The organism is Tropicibacter sp. S64 (genome assembly GCF_049803835.1).
GTDB lineage: Bacteria > Pseudomonadota > Alphaproteobacteria > Rhodobacterales > Rhodobacteraceae > Pacificoceanicola.
On record NZ_JBNAGK010000010.1, the window covers coordinates 72,463 to 95,936 of the forward strand.

20 protein-coding genes are annotated in these 23,474 nt (G+C 64.5%); 15 read left to right on the forward strand and 5 right to left on the reverse strand.

Annotated elements, in window-relative coordinates:
- Positions 1-139 precede the first annotated feature (139 nt).
- The 4 genes from ACP159_RS16280 to ACP159_RS16295 all read left to right on the forward strand — a co-directional run bounded on the left by ACP159_RS16280 (position 140) and on the right by ACP159_RS16295 (position 2,970).
- Entirely contained in the window at positions 140-988 is an 849-nt protein-coding gene (locus tag ACP159_RS16280; RefSeq protein WP_425100781.1) for a peptidylprolyl isomerase, read from the forward strand.
- The gene (argJ, locus tag ACP159_RS16285) at positions 989-2,215 is read left to right on the forward strand and encodes a bifunctional glutamate N-acetyltransferase/amino-acid acetyltransferase ArgJ (protein ID WP_425100782.1); all 1,227 of its coding nucleotides are present in this window, start codon (positions 989-991) and stop codon (positions 2,213-2,215) included. It begins immediately after the preceding gene.
- A gap of 49 nt (positions 2,216-2,264) precedes the next feature.
- Complete coding sequence (gene mutT, locus ACP159_RS16290) at positions 2,265-2,663, forward strand: 8-oxo-dGTP diphosphatase MutT (protein ID WP_425100783.1); 399 nt, start codon at positions 2,265-2,267, stop codon at positions 2,661-2,663.
- 172 nt (positions 2,664-2,835) lie between these two features.
- Positions 2,836-2,970 (forward strand): hypothetical protein, encoded by a 135-nt coding sequence (locus ACP159_RS16295; protein ID WP_425100784.1) that lies wholly within the window; start codon positions 2,836-2,838, stop codon positions 2,968-2,970.
- 168 nt (positions 2,971-3,138) lie between these two features.
- On the opposite strand, the gene infB is transcribed toward ACP159_RS16295, so the two are convergent.
- Genes infB through rimP form a run of 4 tightly spaced genes read right to left on the reverse strand, consistent with a single transcriptional unit; the run spans position 3,139 to position 8,463 of the window.
- Positions 3,139-5,625, reverse strand: a complete 2,487-nt coding sequence (infB, locus tag ACP159_RS16300; RefSeq protein ID WP_425100785.1) for a translation initiation factor IF-2 — start codon at positions 5,623-5,625, stop codon at positions 3,139-3,141.
- Between the two features lie 9 nt (positions 5,626-5,634).
- Complete coding sequence (locus tag ACP159_RS16305) at positions 5,635-6,270, reverse strand: RNA-binding protein (protein WP_425100786.1); 636 nt, start codon at positions 6,268-6,270, stop codon at positions 5,635-5,637.
- Between the two features lie 7 nt (positions 6,271-6,277).
- On the reverse strand, positions 6,278-7,891 hold the full coding sequence (nusA, locus tag ACP159_RS16310) for a transcription termination factor NusA (RefSeq protein WP_425100787.1): 1,614 nt from the start codon (positions 7,889-7,891) through the stop codon (positions 6,278-6,280).
- A gap of 5 nt (positions 7,892-7,896) precedes the next feature.
- Complete coding sequence (gene rimP / locus ACP159_RS16315) at positions 7,897-8,463, reverse strand: ribosome maturation factor RimP (RefSeq protein WP_425100788.1); 567 nt, start codon at positions 8,461-8,463, stop codon at positions 7,897-7,899.
- Positions 8,464-8,870: 407 nt separating this feature from the next.
- Between rimP and ACP159_RS16320 the strand changes: the two genes are divergently transcribed.
- On the forward strand, positions 8,871-9,011 hold the full coding sequence (locus tag ACP159_RS16320) for a hypothetical protein (RefSeq protein ID WP_425100789.1): 141 nt from the start codon (positions 8,871-8,873) through the stop codon (positions 9,009-9,011).
- Positions 9,012-9,079: 68 nt separating this feature from the next.
- A complete protein-coding gene (locus tag ACP159_RS16325) occupies positions 9,080-9,262 on the forward strand; it encodes a hypothetical protein (protein WP_425100790.1) in 183 nt (60 codons plus the stop codon).
- Here the strand turns inward: ACP159_RS16325 and ACP159_RS16330 are convergent.
- Positions 9,259-10,188 carry a heparin lyase I family protein gene (locus tag ACP159_RS16330; protein ID WP_425100792.1) on the reverse strand — a complete coding sequence of 310 codons (930 nt, stop codon included), beginning with the start codon at positions 10,186-10,188 and terminating at the stop codon, positions 9,259-9,261. The two genes, ACP159_RS16325 and ACP159_RS16330, sit on opposite strands and share 4 nt — an antisense overlap.
- Before the next feature lie 345 nt (positions 10,189-10,533).
- Between ACP159_RS16330 and ACP159_RS16335 the strand changes: the two genes are divergently transcribed.
- The 9 genes from ACP159_RS16335 (at position 10,534) to ACP159_RS16375 (ending at position 23,413) form a co-directional block, all read left to right on the forward strand.
- Positions 10,534-11,853 (forward strand): nucleotide sugar dehydrogenase, encoded by a 1,320-nt coding sequence (locus ACP159_RS16335; protein ID WP_425100793.1) that lies wholly within the window; start codon positions 10,534-10,536, stop codon positions 11,851-11,853.
- An 8-nt stretch (positions 11,854-11,861) separates the two neighbouring features.
- The gene (locus tag ACP159_RS16340) at positions 11,862-13,340 is read left to right on the forward strand and encodes a glycosyltransferase (RefSeq protein ID WP_425100794.1); all 1,479 of its coding nucleotides are present in this window, start codon (positions 11,862-11,864) and stop codon (positions 13,338-13,340) included.
- A gap of 130 nt (positions 13,341-13,470) precedes the next feature.
- Entirely contained in the window at positions 13,471-14,559 is a 1,089-nt protein-coding gene (locus tag ACP159_RS16345) for a hypothetical protein (RefSeq protein ID WP_425100795.1), read from the forward strand.
- A gap of 23 nt (positions 14,560-14,582) precedes the next feature.
- Positions 14,583-16,004, forward strand: coding sequence for a mannose-1-phosphate guanylyltransferase (locus tag ACP159_RS16350; protein ID WP_425100796.1), 1,422 nt, complete (start codon positions 14,583-14,585; stop codon positions 16,002-16,004).
- A complete protein-coding gene (locus ACP159_RS16355; protein ID WP_425100797.1) occupies positions 15,997-17,556 on the forward strand; it encodes a NosD domain-containing protein in 1,560 nt (519 codons plus the stop codon). The genes ACP159_RS16350 and ACP159_RS16355 overlap by 8 nt, the downstream gene beginning before the upstream one ends.
- Complete coding sequence (locus ACP159_RS16360) at positions 17,553-18,299, forward strand: hypothetical protein (protein WP_425100798.1); 747 nt, start codon at positions 17,553-17,555, stop codon at positions 18,297-18,299. Before ACP159_RS16355 ends, ACP159_RS16360 begins: the two co-directional genes overlap by 4 nt.
- Positions 18,300-18,335: 36 nt before the next feature.
- Positions 18,336-19,640, forward strand: coding sequence for an alginate O-acetyltransferase AlgX-related protein (locus ACP159_RS16365; protein ID WP_425100799.1), 1,305 nt, complete (start codon positions 18,336-18,338; stop codon positions 19,638-19,640).
- On the forward strand, positions 19,640-22,384 hold the full coding sequence (locus ACP159_RS16370) for a hypothetical protein (RefSeq protein ID WP_425100800.1): 2,745 nt from the start codon (positions 19,640-19,642) through the stop codon (positions 22,382-22,384). The genes ACP159_RS16365 and ACP159_RS16370 overlap by 1 nt, the downstream gene beginning before the upstream one ends.
- A 12-nt stretch (positions 22,385-22,396) precedes the next feature.
- Entirely contained in the window at positions 22,397-23,413 is a 1,017-nt protein-coding gene (locus ACP159_RS16375) for an alginate lyase family protein (RefSeq protein ID WP_425100801.1), read from the forward strand.
- Positions 23,414-23,474: the final 61 nt, after the last annotated feature.

Here is a 23,474-nt window from a genome sequence, read left to right on the forward strand (position 1 = left end):
TCTGCTTGCCCGCCTCGCACTCAGCCCATATGAAACAGGGGAACGACTGGCCACGCAGAGCCCTTTGCGCATGTAAGGGGCGGGCCGGAGAGTGTCAACGCCGCCCGTGTAGCGGCCATGCCCGGAAGGACAAAAACACATGTCGAAAACCCTCACGATGCTTGGCGCAGCCGCCTTCGCGATCACCGCTGCGCTGCCCGTATGGGCCGAAGACGTAACCGCCGAGACCGTCGTCGCCACCGTCGGCGGCACCGAGATCACCATCGGCCACATGATGACCGTCCGTGCCGGTCTGCCCGAGCAATACCAGCAATTGCCGCCGGATGTGCTCTGGAAAGGCATCCTCGACCAACTGGTGCAACAGGAAGCCATGGCGCAGGACGGCATCGCGGTGGAAACCCCGCGCGTGAAGTTCGCCATGGAAAACGAGCGCCGGTCGCTGCTGGCCTCCGTCGCCATCAGCCGCATCGCCGAGGAAGCCGTGACCGAGGAGGCCATCAAGGCGGCTTACCAGGCGCAGTACATCGACGGCGAGATGGGGCAGGAATACAACGCCTCCCACATCCTCGTGGAAACCGAGGACGAGGCCAAGGCGATCCTTGCGGAGGTCAAGGGCGGCGCCGATTTCGCCGAGACCGCCAAGGCCAAGTCCACCGGCCCCTCCGGTCCGAATGGCGGCGAACTGGGTTGGTTCGCGGCGGGCATGATGGTCGAACCGTTCCAGAAGGCCGTCGAGAGCCTCAACCCCGGCGACATCACCGGTCCGGTACAGACCCAGTTCGGCTGGCACGTCATCAAGCTGAACGACATCCGCACGCAGAAATCGCCGGAACTCGAGGCCGTACGCGCCGAGATCGTCAACGCGCTGCAGCAGGAAGCCGTCTCCAAGTACATTGACAGCCGCGTGTCGGAGTCCGATGTCTCGATCAAGGACTCGTCCTCGATCGACCCGTCGATCCTCACCAACCTTGAGCTTCTGGAGAAGTAAGTGGCCAAGATCACGTCCGTTTCGCCCCTCGCCCCCGAGTCGTTCCCGACGCTTCCCGTCATCCCCGGCGTGCGCTTTGCCGCCGTGGAGGCCGGGGTGCGATACCAGGGACGAAAGGACGTCATGCTGGCGTTGCTCGATCCGGGCAGCGTGATGGTGGGCGTGTTCACCCGCTCCGCCACGCGCTCCGCCAACGTGCTCGACTGCCAGGCCAAGATCGGCCTCGACAGTGACGCGGGCGCGGCCATCGTGGTCAATTCCGGCAACTCCAACGCCTTCACCGGCAAGGCTGGTGAGGGCTCCGTCGCGGCGATCTGCGAGGCGGTGGCGAAGATCACCGGGCTTCCGGCGGAGCGGGTGTTTACCAGCTCCACCGGCGTGATCGGCGAGCGTCTGCCGCACGACCGCATCATCGCCAAGCTCGAAGACCTGAATGCCCAGCTCGACGACAAGGCGCTCGACATGGCCGCGAAGGCGATCATGACGACGGACACCTTTGCCAAGGGCGCGACAGCTTCGGTCGACATCGAAGGCCAGCGCGTTCATATCGCGGGCATTGCCAAGGGTTCGGGCATGATCGCGCCGGACATGGCGACGATGCTTGTCTACATCTTTACCGATGCAAAGATCGGCCGGGCGGATCTGCAAGCCATGGTCAGCCGGATCAACGACAAGACGTTCAACTGCATCACCGTGGACAGCGACACCTCCACCTCCGACACGCTCCTGATGGGCGCGACGGGGACCTCCGGCGTCGACGTCACGGGGGAGGCGACCTTCGAGGCGGCGCTGCACGAGGTCATGCAAAATCTCTCGCATCAGGTCGTCAAGGACGGCGAGGGCGCGACGAAGTTCGTGACGGTGAATGTTACCGGAGCGGCCTCCGATGCCGATGCGCGCACCCACGCGCTTGCCATCGCCAACTCGCCGTTGGTCAAGACGGCCATTGCGGGCGAGGACCCGAACTGGGGTCGCATCGTCATGGCCATCGGCAAGTCCGGCGCGGCTGCGGACCGTGACCTTCTGTCGATCCGGTTCGGCGACGTGCAGGTGGCTGAGCATGGCTGGGTCGCCGAGACCTACAAGGAGGCCGACGGCGCGGCGCTGATGAAGAAGCCGGAGATCGACATCACCGTCGACATTGGCCTTGGCGACGGCAAGGCGACGATCTGGACCTGTGACCTGACCCACGGATACATCTCGATCAACGCGGATTATCGCTCGTGATCCTGACGGGCCGCTCCCGGGAGCGGCCCACGTTGCAGAAGGCGTTCCCATGAAAACCGTTCTCGTCTCCGCCGTCGCGCTGATCGACTCCGATGGCCGTGTCTTGCTGGCGCAGCGTCCGGAGGGCAAGTCCCTGGCGGGCCTCTGGGAGTTTCCGGGCGGCAAGGTCGAGCCGGGGGAGACGCCGGAACATGCGCTGATCCGGGAGTTGCAGGAGGAACTGGGCATCGACACCTGGGCGAGTTGCCTCGCCCCGCTGACTTTCGCCTCGCATTCCTACGAGGACTTCCACCTGCTCATGCCGCTGTTCGCCTGTCGCAAGTGGACCGGCATCCCGCAGGCGCGGGAGGGGCAGGTGCTCAAATGGGTCGCTCCGAAACACCTGCGGGATTACCCCATGCCGCCCGCCGACATTCCGCTGATACCGATTCTCCGCGACTGGTTGTGAGTCGGCGCCAACCGACGGTTGCGCGGGTAATTATGTTGCCAAGGAAGGCATTCGCACAAAATTTCCGCCAATTTCGTGAGCTTTTGTGACGTTTTCTTAACTGGCGTTTATAGATTCATTAACGGATTTCGAGTAATCTGCCCGTACTCGTTGACATGGGGGAGAAAATGTCATGCTGCGCACTGTGATCCTTGGGAGTTGCGTGTCAGTTCAGGGACTTCTGGAGAAAACGCTGCCCGATGGCCGGATCACGGTTCGCGTCGGGGACCGCATTTTCACGGGTCTGCCTGTCGGCAAACCCGCCTGAGCCGGGGCCTTCGGGCCTGCCACGGCACTACAAGAGCAGACAGGGGCGTCCTCCAAAGGGCGCCTTTTTTGTTTTGAGGACGAAGAAACACAGAGCCTCTGGTCGTGACATGAAAAAAGCCCCGCCGATTGGTCTCGGCGAGGCTTTTCGTTGTTTCCGTGGCGCGGATCAGCTGAGCGTCCGCTCGATCTCTTCCCGCTCGAAAATCTCGATGACGTCGCCGGGGCGTATGTCGTCGTAGTTCTCGAAGGCCATGCCGCATTCCTGGCCGGAGATGACTTCCGCCACCTCGTCCTTGAAGCGCTTGAGCGTCTTCAGCGTGCCCTCGTGGATCACCACGTTGTCGCGCAGCAGGCGCACACCGGCGGAGCGGCGTGCCACACCTTCGGTGACGAGGCAGCCAGCGACCTTGCCCACGTTGGAGACCTTGAAGACCTCCTTGATGTTGGCATAACCGATGAAGTTCTCGCGGATCTCGTTGGAGAGCAGGCCGGAGGCCGCCTTCTTCACATCGTCGACGAGGTCGTAGATCACGCTGTAGTAGCGGATCTCGACGCCCTTCTGGTTCGCCGTGTTGCGGGCCGAGGCGTTGGCACGGACGTTGAAGCCGATGACCGGGCAGCCAGAGGCCTCGGCGAGGCCCACGTCCGTCTCGGTGATCGCGCCGACGCCGGAGTGCAGCACGCGCACGCGCACCTCGTCGTTGCCGACCTTCTCCAGCGCCTGCACGATCGCTTCCGCAGAGCCCTGCACGTCCGCCTTGACCAGAACCGGAAGCTCGCTGACGTTCTCATCGTCCTTGGCCTTCTGCATGAGCTGCTCAAGGGTCGTCGCGGCGCCTGCGGCGGCACGCTTCTCCTTAGCAACATTGGCACGGTACTCGGCGATTTCACGGGCCTGCGCTTCGGTCTCGGTCACGTTCAGCACGTCACCGGCTTCCGGCGTACCGTTCAGGCCGAGCACTTCGACCGGAACAGACGGGCCGGCTTCCTGCACGCGCTCGCCCTTGTCGTTGATGAGCGCACGGACCTTGCCGTACTGCTCGCCCACGACGAAGATGTCACCCTGACGCAGCGTGCCGTTCTGGATCAGAACGGTGGCGACGGGGCCGCGGCCCACGTCCAGCTGCGCTTCGATGACGGCACCCTGCGCGGCGCGGTCCGGGTTGGCCTTGAGTTCGAGAATTTCCGCCTGCAGCGCGATGGCTTCGAGCAGTTCGTCGAGACCCTTGCCGGTCAGCGCCGAAACCTCGACGTCCTGCACCTCGCCGGACATCTGTTCCACCACCACTTCGTGCTGGAGCAGGTCGGTGCGCACCTTGGTCGGGTTCGCGGACGGCTTGTCGATCTTGTTGATCGCGACGATCATCGGGACCTTCGCGGCCTTGGCGTGGTTGATGGCCTCCACGGTCTGCGGCATGACGGCGTCATCGGCCGCCACGACGAGCACGACGATGTCCGTCACCTGAGCCCCGCGCGAGCGCATGGAGGTGAAGGCGGCGTGGCCCGGCGTGTCGAGGAAGGTCAGCAGCGAGCCGCTGTCCGTCTGCACCTGGTAGGCGCCGATGTGCTGGGTGATGCCGCCGGCTTCGCCCGCGGTCACCTTCGCGTCGCGGATGGCGTCGAGCAGCGAGGTCTTGCCGTGGTCGACGTGGCCCATGATGGTCACGACCGGCGGACGCGGCTGGAGGTCTTCCGCCTTGTCCTCGACCTGCTGGATGACGTCTTCCACGTCCGCATCGGAGACGCGGACCACGTTGTGGCCAAATTCCTCGATGATGAGTTCCGCGGTGTCGGCGTCGATCGTCTGGTTCTGGGTCGCCATGATGCCGTTGGTCATCAGAGCCTTGACCACGTCGGCCACGCGCTCCGCCATCCGGTTCGCGAGTTCGGCGACGGTGATCGCCTCCGGCAACTTGACGTCACGGATGACCTTTTCGCGGGCCTGGGCGCCGCCCATGGCTTTCTGACGCGCGCGCTCCTGCTTGCGCTTCATGGCGGCCATGGACTTCTGACGGCCACCTTCGCCACCGAGCGCCTGATTCAGCGTCAGCTTGCCGGCACGGCGACCGCCTTCGTCGCCACCCTTCTTGCCGCGCCCGGAGCGGTCTTCCCGTTCCACCTGCACGGCTGCGCGGCGCGGCGCGTCCTTTTCCTTGGGAGCCCGGGCGGCACGCGGCGAGTCGTCCGGGGCGGGAGCTGCGGCTGCGGCCTTCGCGGCCTCGGCCGCTTCGCGCGCCTTGCGCTCCTCTTCCTCGGCCTTGCGCTTGATCGCTTCCTCGGCCTCGCGCTGTTCGCGCTCCTTCTGTTCCTTCTCGGCACGCAGGCGGTCCCGCTCTTCGGCGCGGGCCTTCTCCTCGGCTTCGCGCTGCGCGGCCTCTTCGACCTCGCGTGCCTTGGCGGCCTGCAGCGCCTTCAGGCGGCGTTCCATCTCCGCATCGGAAATGCCCGCAGGACGTTTCGCGCCCGTTGCACTGACAGCTCCACCGGACGCACCTTTGGCCGCCGTGGCACCCGGCTTGGGCACGACGACTCGCTTGCGCTTGGTTTCCACCACGACGTTCTTGGTCCGCCCGTGGCTGAAGCTCTGCTTCACGTTCCCCGAGCGGGCGCCTCCGCGCAAACCCAATGTTTTCTTACCGTCGTTATCGCTCATGAAGCTTCTTTATCCTTTCCGCTGGCCCCTGCCAGCGCGATCCGTATCGGACGTTCCGACACGTACACCCTTCAATCGTTGGGCTTCCTCTACAACACGACGCGCCAGACCGCCAGCGCCAAGCGCCGCGTGTATCACAGTTTGTCGTCCGAAAGCCATCCCAAGCTCGTCGGCCGTGAGCCAGCCAATATATGTGCCGCCATAGGGCGTGCTCAGTTTGGACTTGCCACGGCTCGAGCCATCCTCGGCTTGGATCAGGACCCTGGCCTCTTCCTTCATCAGCCAGTCCTTCACCTTTTCGTAGCCGGACACCGCATCCCCGGACTTCCGCGCAAGGCTGATCAGATCAACCACCCGCTTGGCCAGCATCTGCTCGATGATCCGAACAAGGTCGCCCGGCACGGTCACCGGCTGTTTCGCAGCGCGGGAGAACAGGCCTTTCTTCGCGGCCTTCTCCAGCGCGGTGACCTGAGACGCAACATATAGGCCGCGTCCCGGCAGTTTTCCAGCCAGATCCGGCACGATCTGACCTTCGGGGCCGACGACAAAGCGGATCAGGCCGGATTTCGGCTGCGCCTCGCCCGTGGCGATGCACTTGCGCTCCGGTCCGTCGTCGCGGTCCTTGTCTCGGCCCCCTCGGGTCATGATCGGCTCAGGCCTCCTGCTCTTCGGTTTCGTCGCCCTCGGCTTCGTCATCGGCTTCGAGTTCGGTCGGGTCCACCCATCCGAGAAGGACGCGGGCGGTCATGACCATGGTCTGTGCGTCTTCGAGGCTGACATCGAAGGGCTCCAGCAGGCCGTCGTCCTTCACGCGCTGACCGTCCACCGAGGTCCAGCCACCGGCCAGTTCCCAATCCGCGCAGGTCGCGAAGTCCTCGAGCGTCTTGACGCCATCCTTGGCCAGCGCCTCGACCATCTGCGGGGTCAGCCCCTCGAAGGCGATCAGGCTGTCCTCGGCGCCGAGCGCACGGGCATTCTCCAGTGCCTTGCGGGCCTGCTCTTCGAGATGCTCACGGGCGCGGGTCTGCAGCTCTTCGGCGGTGCCCTCGTCGACGCCGTCGATCACCAGCAGTTCATCGAGCTCGACGTAGGCCACCTCTTCGAGGTTGGTGAAGCCTTCGGAAACCAGCAGCTGGGCGAAGAATTCGTCCAGGTCCAGCGTGTCCATGAACAGCTGGGTGCGCTCCTCGAATTCCTTCTGGCGGCGTTTGGACTCTTCTTCCTCGGTGAGGATGTCGATGTCGAGGCCGGTCAGCTGGCTCGCCAGACGCACGTTCTGGCCGCGGCGGCCGATGGCCAGCGACAGCTGTTCGTCCGGCACCACCACCTCGATGCGCTCGGCGTCCTCGTCGAGAACCACTTTGGATACCTCGGCAGGCTGCAGCGCGTTGACGAGGAAGGTCGGCATGTCCTCGTTCCACGGGATGATGTCGATCTTCTCGCCCTGAAGCTCGTTCACGACGGCCTGAACGCGGCTGCCGCGCATACCGACGCAGGCGCCGACCGGGTCGATGCCGCCGTCATAGGAGATGACACCGATCTTGGCGCGGGAGCCGGGGTCGCGGGCCACGGCCTTGATCTCGATGATGCCGTCATAGATTTCCGGCACTTCCATCTTGAACAGCTCGGCCATGAACTCGGGCGCGGTACGGCTGAGGAAGATCTGCGGACCACGGGTCTCGCGGCGCACGTCCTTGATGTAGCAGCGGATGCGGTCGCCCGGGCGATAGCTCTCGCGGCCGATCTTCTCGTTACGGCGCAGGATGCCCTCTCCCCGGCCCACGTCCACGATGACGTTGCCGTATTCCTCGCGCTTGACGGTGCCGTTGATGATGGTGCCGGCGCGGTCCTTGAATTCTTCGAACTGGCGGTCGCGCTCGGCTTCGCGGACCTTCTGCAGGATCACCTGCTTGGCCGATTGCGCGGCGATGCGGCCCAGCTCAACCGGCGGCACTTCCTCGACGAAGGTGTCGCCCACCTTCGGATCGGCCATGTACTGCTTGGCCTGCTCGACGGTGAACTCGGCCTGGTAATTCTCCAGCTCTTCCTCTTCGACCACGGTGCGGACGCGGGTGAAGGTCGCCTTGCCGGTGCGGCGGTCGATGCTGACGCGGATGTCCATCTCGGCGCCGTAACGCGACTTCGCCGCGCGGGCGAGCGACTCCTCCATCGCTTCGACGACCAGACCGGGGTCGATCATCTTCTCGCGGGCCACCGCCTCGGCGGTCTGCAGAAGCTCAAGCTGGTTGGCAGAGGTGATTGCCATGTGAATTACTCCTCTTCAGGCCCGTCGGCCTCGATCTCATCAAACTGGGATTCATCAACGGCCCCGGCCTTGCGGGCGCGCAGCATCTCACGGATCAGCTCATCGGTCAGGATGAGCTTGGCTTCGGCGAGCCAGTCGAACTTCAGGCCCACGGTGCCCTCGTCGAGGTTGATCAGGACCTCGTCGTCCTCGACCCCGGCCAGCACGCCGCGAAAGCGCTTGCGGCCGTCGATCAGGTCGGAGGTCTCGACCTTGGCTTCGTAGCCCTCGAAGGTCTCGAAATCCTTGAGCCGGGTCAGCGGGCGGTCGATGCCGGGGCTGGAGACCTCCAGCGTATAGGCGTCGGTGATCGGGTCCTCGACGTCGAGAGTGGCACTGACGGCGTTCGAGATGGCGGCACACTCGTCCACCTCGATGCCACCCTCGGGGCGCTCGGCCATGATCTGCAGGGTCGGCGTGTTGCCGCCCATGAGGCGAATGCGGACGAGCTCGAAGCCCATGTCCTCGATCACCGGGGTCAGGATCTCGGCCAGACGCTTGTCGATGGCGGTCTTGGCGATCAGGTCGGTCATATGTCTGTCGTCCCTTTCGGGCGGTTGGATGTCCTGCGGTTAGCCGAAAACAAAAAAACGGGCCAGCGGCCCGTTCGATCCTCTCCGGTGGGCGTCGGGTTTGGACCCCAGCGCCGCGCTGTTGAGGGCCATATAGGGGGCCTCGCGCGGGAGTGCAAGAAGATTCAGCCGCTGCGTGTATCCTATCACGTCCGGAGGGCGTCCGGGAGGGGATTCCGGCGGTGATGGGCCACCGCGGGCCTTGCCCCATTTTAACCATGATTCGGATTTGCCAAAGACGGCTTTGATGCGCTGTCCGGGACAGTCTCCGGCGATCCTTTCGGCTGTCCATGAGCCCGGATCAATCCCGCCGCAAAATCGGCCAATTCCGGCCAAATTTCAGAAATTTCGCCACATTCCCGCCCCGAATGATATTGCTCGAACCCGGGTTTGGGGGCAAAAAGAAATGGAGCAAAGTGATGGTGTTTCTTCTTGCCATGGTCGCCCTTGCAGTCCTCGACCGCGTGGTTCTCGCAAGGGTTTTCGACAAAGCCGATCTGCCCGGCTGACGTCCTTGACCAAGGTTGGCCGGAAGGCTGCCCGCCCTTTGCTTTGACATAACAGGAGCTGCCCCCTGATGCGTACCGACTGCCACACGGTCCCGACCCAATCCCTTGCCATTCTGCCGCTGGCGGATGAAGCCGTCATGAAAATCGTCCCGCAGACCGGGCGTTTCGCGGGGAAGGCGCAGGTCAGCCGCGTCGGCAATGCGATCGTCTTCAAGTATCCGGACGGCACCACCGTCCGCCTCGCGGTTTAATCCACCGCGCTGGCGCCCGCCGCTTCGAGCATTGCGGGGTCGACTTCCGCCCGCGACTTTCCGATCCGGAATTCATCGTAATAGACCACCAGCGTCGGCTTCGGGCGGGTGCCGTGGGTCTCGTCCCACCGGCTCGTATAGCTGGAAAAGATACCGCGCCGGTGTCCCGGCCGATTGCCTTCGAACAGGCTGTTCGGAGAGAGGATCGGCCCGGAGTAGTCACATTTCAGCACGCCGTTGACCCAGACCCGCAGGTAGCCGTCGGTATTCTGCGAGAAATTCGTCTGCATCACTAGGTCGACCCATCGCCCCCGGCTCGCGGCCATGTCGAACAGGCGGCAGACATAGCCGTCGTTCTCCGTCTCGCCCCAGTCGAACGTCCGGCGCAGGTCCTCCAGTTGCACCACGACGTCACCGGCGTCCTTTTCCGGCCCGCTGCAGATCGCGGGGCGGCAGGTGGACCAGTTGCCTTCATCGTTGCCCAGCTGGATCAACCGGATCGCCGGGCTGGCGTCGCCGCCCATGGTCCATTGCCCGAAGACCAGCCGCAGCGAGTCTTTGCGGTCGAAGCTCGGGACGGTGGAATTGTAGAAGCTCCATCCGAACCAGGTTTCGGTGCCGACGGGCCCGATCCGCGCCTCGTCCTTCAGGGCAATCTCAGCACGGTATCGCGGGTTCCCGCAGTCGCTGCCGCCGCAGTCGCCGGTGCGCAACTCATACCGCTCCGAGACCGCACCGCGCCGGACCGGCGCTCCGTCAGCGCTCGAGGCGTGCCGGAAGTTGTGCGCGAACGGGCTGAACAGGCGTTCATATCCGCGCGGCGCCTCCGCCGGATCACGATCCGACAGGCCGAAACCCGGCACCGACGGCACGCAGGCGGGCAATGTCACCGCGAGAAACAGGGCGGCGAGACGGGGCGTGACCATGGTTTCCGTCCTTTCTGCGGTCTGTCCAGATGATGTCAGAGAACTATACGAGTCTACGATATCTGGTGCAATGAGCGACCTCTAGTTGGTCGGACTGCACCCAAGCAGAATTGAGGATGCTCGTTAACCTGTTGTTAACCAATGAACTTTCCCGGAATGCACTCCTTCCGTATAGGCATCGCCTTACGCAAGGTAAAACGCGAGCAACTGTAACCACTTGACCACAATGATCAAAAAGTTAACGGCAATTTGGTGGCAAACTTGCGAGGTAACATTTCTGCCCCATACTGGCCCCAATCAAAAAGCACTGCGTCAGACGGTGTTAACAAACTTGAGGCAAATACCATGGCAAGGATCAGTGTCTTCGGCATTGGTTACGTTGGAGTCGTGTCGGCAGCATGCCTGGCGCAGGACGGTCATGACGTAATCGCGGTCGATGTCGACCAGGGGAAGATCGACGCAATCAATGCGGGCATGTCCCCCATCGTCGAGGAAGGCATCGACGATCTCGTTCGAGAAATGGTGGCCAGCGGCAAGCTGCGCGCAACCAGCGACTTCGCCAAGGCGATTTTCGAAACCGACCTGTCGTTTGTCTGCGTGGGCACGCCCTCCGCTCCGGATGGCTCCGTCGGTCTGTCCTATGTAACGAGCGTCTGCGAGACCATCGGCAAGGCGCTGGGGCAGAAGGATGCCTATCACTCCGTCGTCATCCGCTCGACCATCGTACCGGGCTCGACGGAAACCGCCTGCATTCCGGTTCTCGAAGCGACCTCCGGCAAGGTTGCCGGCAAGGACTTCGGCGTCGGTTACTACCCCGAGTTCCTGCGCGAGAGCACGGCGATTGCCGACAGCTATGACCCGGGCCTCGTTGTTTTCGGCTTCATGGACGAACAGACCGGCAAAATCCTCGCCGAGCTGAACAAGGACATGCCCTGCCCGGTCAACAAGGTGGATATCCGCACCGCTGAGATGGTGAAATACACCTCGAACACCTGGCGCGCGGTGAAGGTGACGTTTGCCAACGAGATCGGCAACATCGCCAAGTCCTGCGGCATCGACGGCCAGACGGTCATGGAGATCCTGTGCTCGGACAAGAAGGCGGCAATGTCGCCCTACTTCATGCGTCCAGGGTTCGCCTTTGGCGGCTCCTGCCTGCCCAAGGACGTGCGGGCGCTGCGTCATCTCGCGGCGCAGAACGACACGCCGTCGCATCTCCTGAACGCGGTGCTGGAAGCCAATGAGGCGCAGATCGCCCGTGCCGAGAAGATGGTCGAAAAGAGCGGCGCGAAGCGCGTCGGTTTCGTCGGTATCAGCTTCAAGCCGGGCACCGACGATTTGCGGGAAAGCCCGCTGATCTCCCTCGCGGCGCGGCTGATCGACAAGGGTATCGAGGTCGACATCTACGACCCCTTCGTCAAGGAAGCCTATGACAGCGGCACGCCGGGCGCGGGCCGGGGCAACGAGAGCGTTCCGAACCTGCAAAGCCGGCTCGTCGGCGACCTCGACAAGCTCATCAACGATGCCGGGGCCGTTCTCGTGGGCAACTACTACAACGAGACCGTGGAGAAGCTGAAGGCCGCGTCGAAAGCGCGTCCGGTGGTCGATCTCACCCGCCTGCACCGGGACATGGTGACCTCGGACAAGTACGAAGGCATCTGCTGGTAACGCCGGTGATGATGGCCCTCACACATATCGCGTACTTCTCGGTCATCTACCTTCTGGTGTCCGTTGTCCCCCAGGGAGCCCTGGGGGAGATCCATGAGGGATCCAAGGCGATCTTCATCGTCGGGTTCCTCGGGATCTGGCGCTACAGTTGGGCGCTGACCAACTTTGCGCGGGCCATCTATTTCCGCCGGATTCAATATCCCATCTGGAAGCGCCGTCACAACGCGCGCTTCTGGAACAGCGGTGTGCGCTCGCACTGCTTCTTCATGGTCACCACCTACATGGTGGATATCGACGTCACCATCATGGTCTACCGCCGCCTGTTCGAGGCCGCCTCGAAGGCGCGGGACGGGGCGACGATTGTGGTCTCCGCCGTGGACGGCAAGGATGTGCGGCTGATCCGTCAGCTTTACGAGACGTCGAAATTCGACATGACCAATGTCGAGCTGATCATCGACCGCATCAAATCCTCCGGCAAGCGCGACGCCATGGAAAAGGCGTTGCGCATCCTCGCGGACAAGGCGCCGACCAAAGACGACATCATGATCTTCGTCGATGGCGATACAGTCGTGCCGCGGGACATCTGGGCGCAGGCCGCGCCTTTCTTCTCCGATCCGAAGATGGGGGCCCTGACCACGGACGAGGCCGCGATCATCGACAAGCAGAACCTGTTCAAGGATTGGTTCACCCTGCGCTTCAACCAGCGGCAGGTGATGATGTGTTCCATGGGTCTCGGCAACCGCGTGCTGACCCTGACGGGCCGCATGTCCGTCTTCCGCGCCTGCCTTGCCACCAATCCGGGGTTCATCAAGGGCGTGGGTCAGGACTATCTCGACCATTGGCGTCTGGGCCGCGTGAACTTCCTCACCGGCGACGACAAGTCGACCTGGTACTGGCTGCTGCGCAACGGCTACCAGATGGCCTACCTGCCGGACGTGCAATCGCAATCCGCCGAGGGACAGCCGCGCGATACCTTCTACGACAGCGCCAAGACTCTCATGGTCCGCTGGTTCGGCAACATGATGCGCACCAATGGCCGCGCCCTGCGCCAGCCGCCGAGCAAGATCGGCTATTTCACCTGGTGGTCGATCCTCGACCAGCGGGTGTCCATGTGGACGACGCTCGTCGGGCCGATCTCGGTTCTGGTCGCAGCCGTCACGGTCACGCCGACGGTCATCCCGCTCTACATCGCCTGGGTCATGGTGACCCGGTACCTGTTCTGCGTGATCATCGCAGTTTTCAACGGGGAATGGTTCCCCGTCACACACCCGCCGATCCTGTATTTCGGACAGATCGCCGGTGCAATCATCAAGACATTCGTTCTTTTCCGCCTCGATAAACAGAAATGGACGCGACAGGGCAGCGGGGGGAGCGGCGTGAAGCTGTCGCTCTACGACCGGGTGAAAGCCTGGGAATCCTTTGCCCACCACGCGTTGGCCCTCTCCTGGCTGACTGTCGCGATCATGTTTCTGAACACGGTGGAATAGGGGCTAGGGGTGCGGGGGCAACCAGATGGCAAATGACATTTTCCGGACTGACAGTCAGGATCCCGAAAAGATGGGGAAGCGGGTCGAACCGGCCCAGTCCTCCATTCCACAGGAGTTCTTCCTGTCGGGTATGAGCGTCCAATATGCCTACGGGACGGGCACTCAGAGAGAGCAGCCCGCGGCACAACCGGCTCCGGCAGCGGGCAAGGCCTTGCCACCCGACTTTGGCTATGACGACGAGCATCCGCTTCTGGACGTGCCGTTCTCGCTGTCGATCAATGGCCAGCGGTATACCGGCGAAAAACTCTCGCTGATGCAGCTGCATGCGACCTGCGACGAGGGCGCGCCCTTGGGCAAGGGCACGCATCACGTCGCGATCCTGCATTTCGCCTTCGAGAACTTCTCCGTCACGCTGCATCCGGAAATCACGGTGCTGAGCGAGGCCGATGACGGCGCATCCGTGTTCCAGTTCGCCCATCCCACGGGCCACCACCTGCCGCAGTTGCGCTACATCCTCAACAGCTTCATCGCGGGCGATTTCGTGACCCTCGACGGCATGGTCAGCTACACCGGCCCGCTGGAGCCGAAGAAGGCCAAGGGCGAGGCGGCCAAGGCGTCGATTGCGGATCGGGTCCGCTCCATTTCCGTCGCCGCAGTCTCCGGCCTGCTGATCCTCGCTGCAGCCTTCGTGCTGTTCAAGCGCTACACCACCGGGCATGAGATGCACCCGGTTTTCATCGAACAGGCCGGCCAGATGATGCGCGCGACGGCGCCCGGCCAGATCAGCTATCTGAACCCCTCCGCAGGCAAGGGAGAGGTGCTGTTTTCCATTAACGCAAACACCGGCGACGTGCTGAATTTCACCATGCCGTGCGACTGTGAAGCTGTTGTTTCGCAAGGAATAAATGAGGGCGCAACAGTCCTTCAAACAGACTTAATTCTGACAATTTTCGTTAATACTTCTGAAATCAGAGCGCAGACTCTGATGAGTATCGAGGGACTGAACAGGGCGATGAACGGAGACGTGGTCACCATGGATCTGAATGACGGGCGCAGTGTGCGCGTCAATGTCATCGCCAGCGAAGCGACCACCGCGGCCAGTATGCGCGGTGACCTGTACATCCCTGTGACCCTTGTTCCCGTAGACGGTGCTCTGACTAGCGAGGATATCGGCAAATCCGCAAGGCTGCGGCTGTCGAAGAGCCTGCCCTGGCTCTGAGCAACAGGAAACGAGGCATCGTCATGACCACGATCTATCCCCTGATCATCTGCGGTGGCAAAGGCACCCGCCTGTGGCCGCTGTCGCGGACCCAGAGCCCGAAGCAGTTCCAGAAGATCAGCGGACCCGAATCGTCGACCTTCTTCCAGGTCGCCGTGCAGCGGCACACCGGGCCGATCTACAATGACCCCGTGATCGTCACCGGCGTCACCCATCGCGGCACGGTGGTCAAGCAGCTGCGCGAGATCCAGTCGAACGCCCAGATCATCTGCGAGCCGATGGGCCGCAACACCGGCCCCGCCGTGCTGGCCGCCGCGCATGCGATCTCCCGCAAGGACCCCAACGCCCTCTTTGTCGTGGTGCCCGCCGATCACATCATCTCCGGACCTCTGACCGAGACGATCGAGGCCTGCATCCCGGCCGCGCAGGCCGGGCACATCATCACCTTCGGCATTCCGCCGCGCTATGCGGAGACCGGCTTTGGCTACATCACCGATGCCGGGCCAATGGAGGGCTACGACAACATCCGCCGCGTCGGCGGCTTCGTCGAGAAGCCCCCGGCGGAGGAGGCGCAGGCGCTGATCGACTCGCAGGCGGCCTACTGGGCCTCCGGCCTGTCGATGTTCTCCGCAGCGACCATCATCGAAGAATACGCCAAGTTCGACCCGCGCACCGCGGCCTACGTCGCCGACTCGGTCGAGTTCGGCTCGCAAACGCCGGAAGCGCTCTACCTCAACGAGGCGGATTTCGCCGAAGCCGCAGGCGAGCCGACCGAAGGCGTCGTCTTCCAGAAGACCGACCGCATCGTGCTCGCGCCGCTCGACGTGACTTGGGACGACGTCGGCAGCTGGCTGGCCATGTACAACATCTCGCCGCGCGACATGAACGGCAACGTGCTGCAGGGCGACGTCATCGCGCTCGACGCGATGAACACTATGGTGCGGGCGGACAGCCGTCTCGTCTCCGTCGTCGGCCTGACGGACATCATCGTCATCGACACGCCGGACGCGCTCCTCGTGGCGAAGATGGACGAGACGCAGAACGTCAAGAAGATCGTGGAACAGCTCAAGGCGCAGAGCCGGACCGAAACCGAGGTCCATGCCGAGGCCAAGCCCGCCATGGTGCCCTTCGAGAAGCAGAAGGAAATCGCCAAGCTGGTGAAGTCCGACAACTTCCACCTCGGGACGGCGGAGATCGAGGTCGGCCGGACAGTCATCCTCGACAAGGGTCCGCGCAACCGGCAGGTCATCGTGGTGCAGGGACAGGTCCACGCATCCGGTCCGGGCTGGAGCAAGACCGCGACCGAGGGCGGCCGCATCTATGCCGACGAGAACGGCGAGGTTCGTATCGTCAACAGCGGCGAGGACAAGGCGGAACTGCTCTTCGTGACACTCGAGAAACTCGACATCGGGGCAGTGCCCCTGCCGATGGTCGGCAATGGCTAGGGCGCGGGCGCAGATCTTTGTCGCGACCTGTCTGGCCGCGACCCTGTTCTGCGCCAGCCTGCTGGCGCCCGGCTCCGCACGCGCGGCGCCGGATTTCCAGCTTCTTGCCCTGGACAAGAAATTGCAGGATCTGTCCGACCTTCTGGACCGCAATCCCGCCGCCCGTCAGTTGTCCCTGTCGCAACTCCTGATGCAGGCTGGCCTCTCGGGGCTGACGGAGGACTTGCCGAGGACCGGAAACCCGCAGGTCGTCGCGTCCGACGAGGCATTTGCCCAGCACCCCGAGGCGGTGGCGACCGTCGAGACCTTCCGGACAGCGCTGGCGCTGCTGACGCAGGTGCACGGCGGCCAGGACAATCTCGACATCCTGCTGGCCCACCCGGAACAGAACACCGACGCCCTGACGTTCCGGGGCGGCATCGTGACGCTCGACCTGATCCGCCAATCGCTGCGTGCGCTGGGTCTGCAGTCCGACATGCGCCCGGGGCAGGACATCCTGCGCATCCCGGTCGTCCTCTGGCAGGACACGGTACTGCGCCTTGGCCCGGACGACCGGCTGGCGATGAGCCGTCCCGACGGCGCCTTCATCATCAGTTTCGGCCGGGTCGAGATCGACGGTGCCCGGATCGCCGCAACCGGCGGTCCCAACCCGACCAGCAAGGACTTCGTGCCCTTTCTGACGATCGGCGGTGGCGGGTCTCTCGACGCCGTGGGCGCGAGTTTCCAGGGGCTCGGCTTCGGCAACACACCCAAGTTCTCAGGCGTTTCCGTGGTCGCCCATGCGCTCATGCCCTCCACCGGCGACACGCGCATCCTGGGCAGTCATTTCGAGGACCTCCAGACGGTTTCGGTCAACGGGACTGCCGGATCGGTCATCAATGGCAACCGCTTCTACAACATGCGCAACAACGCGCTGCTGCTGTCCTCCGCCACGGAAGCCCATCTGGAAGGCAACCTGTTCTTCGGCAAGGGTCCGACCAACGCGGTGCGGGTGCTGGCTGGCTCCGACAAGGCCGTTGTGAAGGGCAACGTGCTGCTCGACGGGGACCGCTCCGGCATTCTCGTGCAGGGCTCCTCCGACCGTGTCGAAGTGAGCGGCAACGTGATCTGGCGGCGCTCCGGCGGCGCGATCAAGTACCAGCGCACCCGCTGCGGCGTGGTGCGCGACAATGTCGTCCTGAACAGCCGTCAGAAGGGCATCGACATCCGTTCCAGCGACGGCGTGCTGATCGAAGGCAACACCATCTCCGGCAGCGGCAGCGCGGGGATCTGGATCTCGGCGCAGCCGAAGGGCGCGCAGACGCTGATTTCCGGCAACGTGCTGCGCGGCAATGAAGCCGGTCTGGCAACGGCCACCGGGGCGCAGATCCTGATGTCCGGCAATGATTTCTCCAACCAGTTGCCGCGCTTGGTGGATGGCGACATCACCCCGCGCAACCGCGATTTCGCCCGCGACCTGCGGGGCCGCAGCCCGATGGTGCTGAGTGCGTCGGAAACGGTGTTCCCGGAGGCTCTGGTCGCCCCGGATTGTTCCGAGGGCCGCTGGCAATGAGGCTGCTTTCCGTCCTTCTGGTCCTCCTCGCCGGTCAGGCGAGCGCGCAGGTCATCCCGCTGCCGTTCACTGACAGCGCCGAGACCCGCCAGATCAGCGTGACCGTCACGCCGGACCGGCGCAGCATGAAGGGCCTGTCGGCGGATCTCGTCCGCGCCCGCACCGCGATGCACCAGAACGCCGAGGTCAGCGACGAGGCCCTGCGCCGTCTGGCGGACATGGGCGACGGCCTCGCCGCGCAGCGTTATGTCCGTCGGCTGATCGCGCAGGGCCGGGCGGTGACCGCGGCCTCCGATGTGGCGTATTACAGCGCCATCGCGGTCGGGGCCGGGCGGGTCTGGACCCTGCCGGACATGATTGCCGCCATGACGCGGCTCGATCCCGAAACCGAGTCGCGGGACCGGATCCGGCTTTATATCAAGGTGCTCTATGCCCATGCCTGGGCGGGAAACACCCTGGCGCTGGACGCCGTGGTGGATTTCAATGGTGAGGGCAAGCTGTTCGGGGCCTTGAGTGACAGAACCCGGGCGAAGATCCTCGCACAGGGCGAGGAAAATGCCGACGGCAAGGTGGAACTGCGCATGGCGATGGTCTTGCTGGAGCAGCAGGACCTGTCGGCAGAGGCCCGGAACCGGGCGAAAGGTCTGCTCGAGCAGGCGGCGCAGTCGCGGCATCTCGGGATCATGACGACGGCGGAGAACCTGCTGGCCCTGATGGAGACGAAAGACGCGCCAGGTGGGTAACGGCAGGACATGAAAACGGGAAGCGGGGGCTGTCCCATGGCACGATGGATCAATGAGGTGAAGGCGGGCGCGGCGCTGTCGCTGCTTGCTCTGCTGTGCGTGGCCGCGCCGGGGCATGCGCAATCCTCGGCCTATGGCTGCGAAGGGTTGGTGGACTCCGACGCCCTGCCGGCGGTCGAGGGGGACGGCGGCATGTTCTACCGTGTCGATCCGGACCTGATGATGGTGCAGGGGCTGACGGACGGGAACGTGATGCAGATCGCAGCCCTGTCCGAGGCGCTCGCGTCGCAGGGCGTGACCCTGGTCTACCTGCCGATACCGTCGAAAGCCCTTGGTCAGCCTTGGCAATTGCCACCTATGGCGCGCTATCTCGGCTTCGACATCGACGTGGCGACGACGGTTCATGACCTTGGCCTGCAGGCTTTGGAACGGGCCGGTGTCGCGGTTGTGGATGCCCGCGCGGCACTGGCGTCGGCGTCCCTTGTGGAACCTGCGTACTTCGGTCCCGATCCGCGCCTCACGCCGCATGGTGCGCGGGCTCTGGCACAGGCGATCGCGGCGCAGGTGACGACGCGGCTTTCTTTGCCCGGGGCAGCCTTTCCGGTGATCGCGGGCGAGGCGGTGCAGATCGACTCCGCCATGCGGCTCGACCTGCAGGAGAGCTGCGGCTCGACCTTGCCGCACCCCATCGCCCTCCGGATCATGAGTGCCGACGACAAGGCGCCGGGGGCGTTGCTGGACGGGGACACGGCCCGCATTGCGCTGGTCGGAACCGAGATGACCGGCGAGCCGGTGACGAATCTGCCCGCGCTGCTGCAGGAGGCCAGCGGCCTGTCGGTCGCGGTCTACAGCGCACCGGGAGGCGGCCCGTTCGCGGCGCTCTCCAGCTACCTGACGTCCGACGCCTACCGGGTTTTCAAACCCGACGTTCTTGTCTGGGAACACCCGGTTTGGGAAAACCTGGCGCAGACCGGCGACCAGCCGATTCGGGAAGTCATCGCCGCCGCCTCTGGCGCGTGCACGGTGTCCGTTCCGATGATGGCTTCCGGCAATCGTGCGCCGCTCGAAGCGGACCTGACCCGGCTGCCGGAGACGCCCGACATGCTGCTGATCGACGCGGATGGCATCCCGGGTGCCGTACATGTGGCCTTCATGGATGAGCGCGGTTTGCGCCGCGTTCGGCATGTGTACCGAAACGAGGATGCTCACTTGACCGGACGCTTCTACGTACCTCTGAGCGGGCTTGCCGAGTCTGGTGCCACATCCATCGAGATCACCTTCGACGGCCGTCCCGGACCGGACGCGCGGCTGTTCGCCTGCCTGCCGGGGGAGGTGAACTGATGCGCCGTCTGCTTGCCGCCGTCCTGTGTCTGCTGCCGTTTGCCGGGCAGGCCGACCCGCTGCCCATCGAGTTCCTGCCGCCGAACATCGCCCCCCGCAACGTCTGCAACGCGCCACCGCCAGGCGAAGGAGATGTCAACACCGAGCAGGGGCTGGGCGAGATCGAACTGACCGACGATCTGCGCATCGACTTCCTCACGCGTGACATCCGGCGCCTGCAACGTGAGGACGCCGCCCGCTGGTTCGATTTCATTGACGCGCTGATCGCCTGGCACGGGCGGCTGGACCCGGCCTATACGGAGATCGACCAGAGGTTCGACCGGATCACCCTGCATCTGCGTGCCCGCCGTATGGACGACCTGCAGGCCCGCGCCCTGATCCCGCAGCTTCGGGCGCGGGTGGGAGAGTTGACCAACAACCAGAAATTGACGTTGGCGCGCTACTATGCCGACGGGAGCGGGGTGCCGGTCGATCAGGCCTTCGCAACCGAGATGGTGCGCGAGGCGGCCTTCGGCGGCAATGCCCGGGCGCTGGCGCAGATCGCGCAGATGCTCTCGCAGGGCGAGCGTGTCGACGGCTGGGACGCGCCGCTGGACCTGACGGTGACCATGGCGTTTGGCGGGCTTCTGGGGGAGTTGAACCCCGGTGTCTGCGCCCGCGCCGAGCGGATCGCACAGGAATACATCAAGGGTGATCTCGTCATCGCCAACCCTCAGATCGCCAAGGCCTGGCGCCGGTTCGCCGCTGACATGGGCGGGGCCGAGGCCGCATGGCGGGTCGTCGAGTATCACCTGAACGCTGACGGCGATCAGAAGGACCTCGACGAGATGCGCCATTACCTTGCCCGGGCGAGGGAATTGGGCGTGGCCCCGGACGACCGGCAGACGAGCCTTCTGCTTGCCAGTGGCGCCATCACGGAGGACGATCTGCAGGATATCCTCGGCTTCAATCACGATCAGGACCGCCGCCGCGTGCATCGGAGCCTGATCCCCTATCTGGAGCTTGGGTTGAAGATCAACGGGCTGGTCATCAACGAGGACAGCCTGCGCCTGCAGTACCTGCGCGAACTGGCGTTGATCCCGCAGGCGCCGGGCTTTGTCTTCACCGATCTGGCGAAGGAGCTGATCGAGCGGCAGGGTCGGTGGAAGGCCGAGGCGGAGGCGCTGGACCTGCTGGAAGAAGCGGTGCGGCGTGGCGACGAGCAGGGCATGCAGATGCTGGCCGAGATGCTGGTGCGCTATCGCGACGATCCGGCAACCGTGGCCCGCGTGGAAAGCCTGCTGCTGGAGACGGTCGAGCGGTTCGGCATGGCGTCCTCCATGGACCGGCTGAATGCCCTCTATCGCTGCCAGGTCAACGACGCGCCTCGCATGGCGGAGGCGACCCACTGGTCGGATACCTACGCCGCGACTTTCGATCCGGCGGTGGACCTGAGTGCCGGAGATGCGCTGACGCTCTCGCCGTTCCGCTCGCCGGAGCGGCTCGCGCGGTTGCAGACCCATGCCTTGCAGGGCCACACACAGGCACGGGCGGAGATGGGCCAGAGGTTGCAGTCCGATCCGCTGACCGCCGATCAGGCGCTGCGCTACTGGGCGCGGAAGATCAGCGCATCGGACAAGGCGCTGGAAAGCTTTGGGCGGATGGAACTGGACCTCGCCCAATCGGCCGCCGAATGGGACCTCGCCATCGAGTTCTTCCGCCGGGTGTATCTCAACAATGGCGTGACCACGGCGTTGGACCTCTCCGTGGCGCTGACCGAGGACATGGCCCGCGATCCCGAGGTCGCCAGGGAGATGCTGCACATGCTGACCATGGCCGGAGTGCGAGGCGAAGGCGCGTCGATCCGGCTGAAGTCGCGGCTGATCGCGAAAAGCGCCAGCGCGGCGGATTACTTGGAAAGCGCCCGGATTGTGTACGAGGAATTCCGCGATGTGATCGAGCAGCGTGGCGACTTCCTCGCCCTGATGTTCGCCATCCCCTTCCTGCCGGACAGCAAGGTGGACGACTACATCGACCGCGCCGTCTCGCTGATGAACTGCGGCAACAAGGACGCGGACGAGATCGGGGATGCCTATGCCATCCGGGGCGATGCGGCGATGGTGCAGCATTGGCGCGGCGTGACGCTGGCCTTCGACGGCGGGCACATCCTGTCGAAGCTGCGGCTGACGGATGAACAGATGGCCATGTTCGACAAGGGGGCCGCTCCGACGCCGGACGCGGTCATCGCGCGGAGCCTGCGGGATGGCGATCCAGTTGCACCGCTGCGCCTCTACCACCTCACCGCTGACCCTGACCTGCCGGGTTTCGATCCGGAGCGGGCGGCGTCCTTGCTTGGAGCGATGCTGGACGAGGCCGAGGGCCAGACCCTCATCGAGCGTCTTCACATGGTCCGCATTGCCGACACCGCGGTGCAGGCTGCGCTGGCCGATGGTCGCGACATGACGGCGCTCTACCAGCGTGCGGCGAAGGCGGGCGATGCGGCGGCGCGGTACGAATATGCGATGCTGTTGAAGGCCGGGGCGAAGACGTTTGCCGATCTTGCAGAGGTGGCCCATTGGATGACGCTGGCCGCAGAAGGCGGGCAGGACGAGGCGATGGTCGAATTGGGCATGAGTCTGGGGTTTGGTCTCGGCGTGGCGCGTGATACGAGGGCGGCGCTCGACTGGCTGTCCCGGGCCGAAGCGGCCCGCAACCCGCGGGCCGCAGACCTGGCCCGGCTGATTGCCGCCGCCGCCGACCTCTGACCAGTCAAGAACATGATGCGCCTTCCTCTGCCCTTCCTCGCCCTGAGTTTCCTTGCCGCCGCCAACGTGGTGCAAGCGCAGGACAGTTGCCCTGCCGCGCCCGCGCCTGTCGTTAGCCTTGCCTTCGAAAGCCGCTATGCAGGGAGTGGCGACGCCCGGGCGACGCTGAACGAGGAGGTGGAGGCGGAGACCGAGGCGGCGCTGAAACCGCTCGACGATTTCATCCGGGACCTTGCCACCGACCTGGACCAGATGATGGAGGCCAAACCGGAGGCCAGGAAGCGCCGCGCCAACTGCATCATCGGCCAGATGGCCGAGTGGGCGCGGGCCGGCGCGCTGTCCGACATGGGGTCGGAGACGACGCGCCTGACCATCGGATCGCGTCTGGCCGGTTTCGCGATCATCGCGGGCAAGGCGATGTTCTACAGCACGGACTACACCGGGCTGGAGGATATCCGGGCCTGGCTCTCGCGCCGCATGGAGGCGCAGATGCGGTTCTGGGAGGACGCCCCGCCGGGTGCGGCCTCCGGCAACCTGCGGGCCTGGGCCGGTCTCGCGGCGGCGTCGACAGCAGCGCTGACGCAGGACGTCGTCATGCAAAGCTGGGCGGTCTGGTCGACGGCCTATGTTCTGTGCTCGGCGAACGAGGACGGCAGCCTGCCGCAGGAGATGACCCGGGGCAAATATGCGCTGCACTACCAGCTGTACGCCATGGCCCCCCTGGCGACGGCGGTGCTGGTTCTGGAGCGCCAGGGCGTGTCCCTGAAGGACCGATGCGACAACGCACTGGACCGGGCTGCGGCGTTTACGCTCTCGGACCTTGCCAATGGCAGCAAGACCGAGGCCATCACCGGGCAGGTTCAGAGCTTCTTCGACGGCACCCACACGCTCGACGATTTCCAGCTTGCCTGGCTGGAACCCTACATCCTGCTCAGCGGCAACCGCGAGGCGCGGGAGATGGCCAATGAACGTCGCCCGCTGTCGTTTTCCAAACTCGGCGGCAACCAGACCCTGCTCTGGAAGCCCTGACTTTCCGTCGAAATGCGGCGGCGCAGAAAATTCGGCTGGATTTTCGGTATTCCATTGCATA

Excerpts from the sequence above, each read along its gene's own strand:
- ACP159_RS16280 (WP_425100781.1), top strand. The coding sequence starts at position 140 with ATGTCGAAAACCCTCACGATGCTTGGCGCAGCCGCCTTCGCGATCACC.
- mutT (WP_425100783.1), top strand. The coding sequence starts at position 2,265 with ATGAAAACCGTTCTCGTCTCCGCCGTCGCGCTGATCGACTCCGATGGC.
- ACP159_RS16295 (WP_425100784.1), top strand. The coding sequence starts at position 2,836 with ATGCTGCGCACTGTGATCCTTGGGAGTTGCGTGTCAGTTCAGGGACTT.
- infB (WP_425100785.1), bottom strand. The coding sequence starts at position 5,625 with ATGAGCGATAACGACGGTAAGAAAACATTGGGTTTGCGCGGAGGCGCC.
- ACP159_RS16305 (WP_425100786.1), bottom strand. The coding sequence starts at position 6,270 with ATGACCCGAGGGGGCCGAGACAAGGACCGCGACGACGGACCGGAGCGC.
- nusA (WP_425100787.1), bottom strand. The coding sequence starts at position 7,891 with ATGGCAATCACCTCTGCCAACCAGCTTGAGCTTCTGCAGACCGCCGAG.
- rimP (WP_425100788.1), bottom strand. The coding sequence starts at position 8,463 with ATGACCGACCTGATCGCCAAGACCGCCATCGACAAGCGTCTGGCCGAG.
- ACP159_RS16320 (WP_425100789.1), top strand. The coding sequence starts at position 8,871 with ATGATATTGCTCGAACCCGGGTTTGGGGGCAAAAAGAAATGGAGCAAA.
- ACP159_RS16325 (WP_425100790.1), top strand. The coding sequence starts at position 9,080 with ATGCGTACCGACTGCCACACGGTCCCGACCCAATCCCTTGCCATTCTG.
- ACP159_RS16330 (WP_425100792.1), bottom strand. The coding sequence starts at position 10,188 with ATGGTCACGCCCCGTCTCGCCGCCCTGTTTCTCGCGGTGACATTGCCC.
- ACP159_RS16335 (WP_425100793.1), top strand. The coding sequence starts at position 10,534 with ATGGCAAGGATCAGTGTCTTCGGCATTGGTTACGTTGGAGTCGTGTCG.
- ACP159_RS16340 (WP_425100794.1), top strand. The coding sequence starts at position 11,862 with ATGATGGCCCTCACACATATCGCGTACTTCTCGGTCATCTACCTTCTG.
- ACP159_RS16345 (WP_425100795.1), top strand. The coding sequence starts at position 13,471 with ATGAGCGTCCAATATGCCTACGGGACGGGCACTCAGAGAGAGCAGCCC.
- ACP159_RS16350 (WP_425100796.1), top strand. The coding sequence starts at position 14,583 with ATGACCACGATCTATCCCCTGATCATCTGCGGTGGCAAAGGCACCCGC.
- ACP159_RS16355 (WP_425100797.1), top strand. The coding sequence starts at position 15,997 with ATGGCTAGGGCGCGGGCGCAGATCTTTGTCGCGACCTGTCTGGCCGCG.
- ACP159_RS16360 (WP_425100798.1), top strand. The coding sequence starts at position 17,553 with ATGAGGCTGCTTTCCGTCCTTCTGGTCCTCCTCGCCGGTCAGGCGAGC.
- ACP159_RS16365 (WP_425100799.1), top strand. The coding sequence starts at position 18,336 with ATGGCACGATGGATCAATGAGGTGAAGGCGGGCGCGGCGCTGTCGCTG.
- ACP159_RS16370 (WP_425100800.1), top strand. The coding sequence starts at position 19,640 with ATGCGCCGTCTGCTTGCCGCCGTCCTGTGTCTGCTGCCGTTTGCCGGG.
- ACP159_RS16375 (WP_425100801.1), top strand. The coding sequence starts at position 22,397 with ATGATGCGCCTTCCTCTGCCCTTCCTCGCCCTGAGTTTCCTTGCCGCC.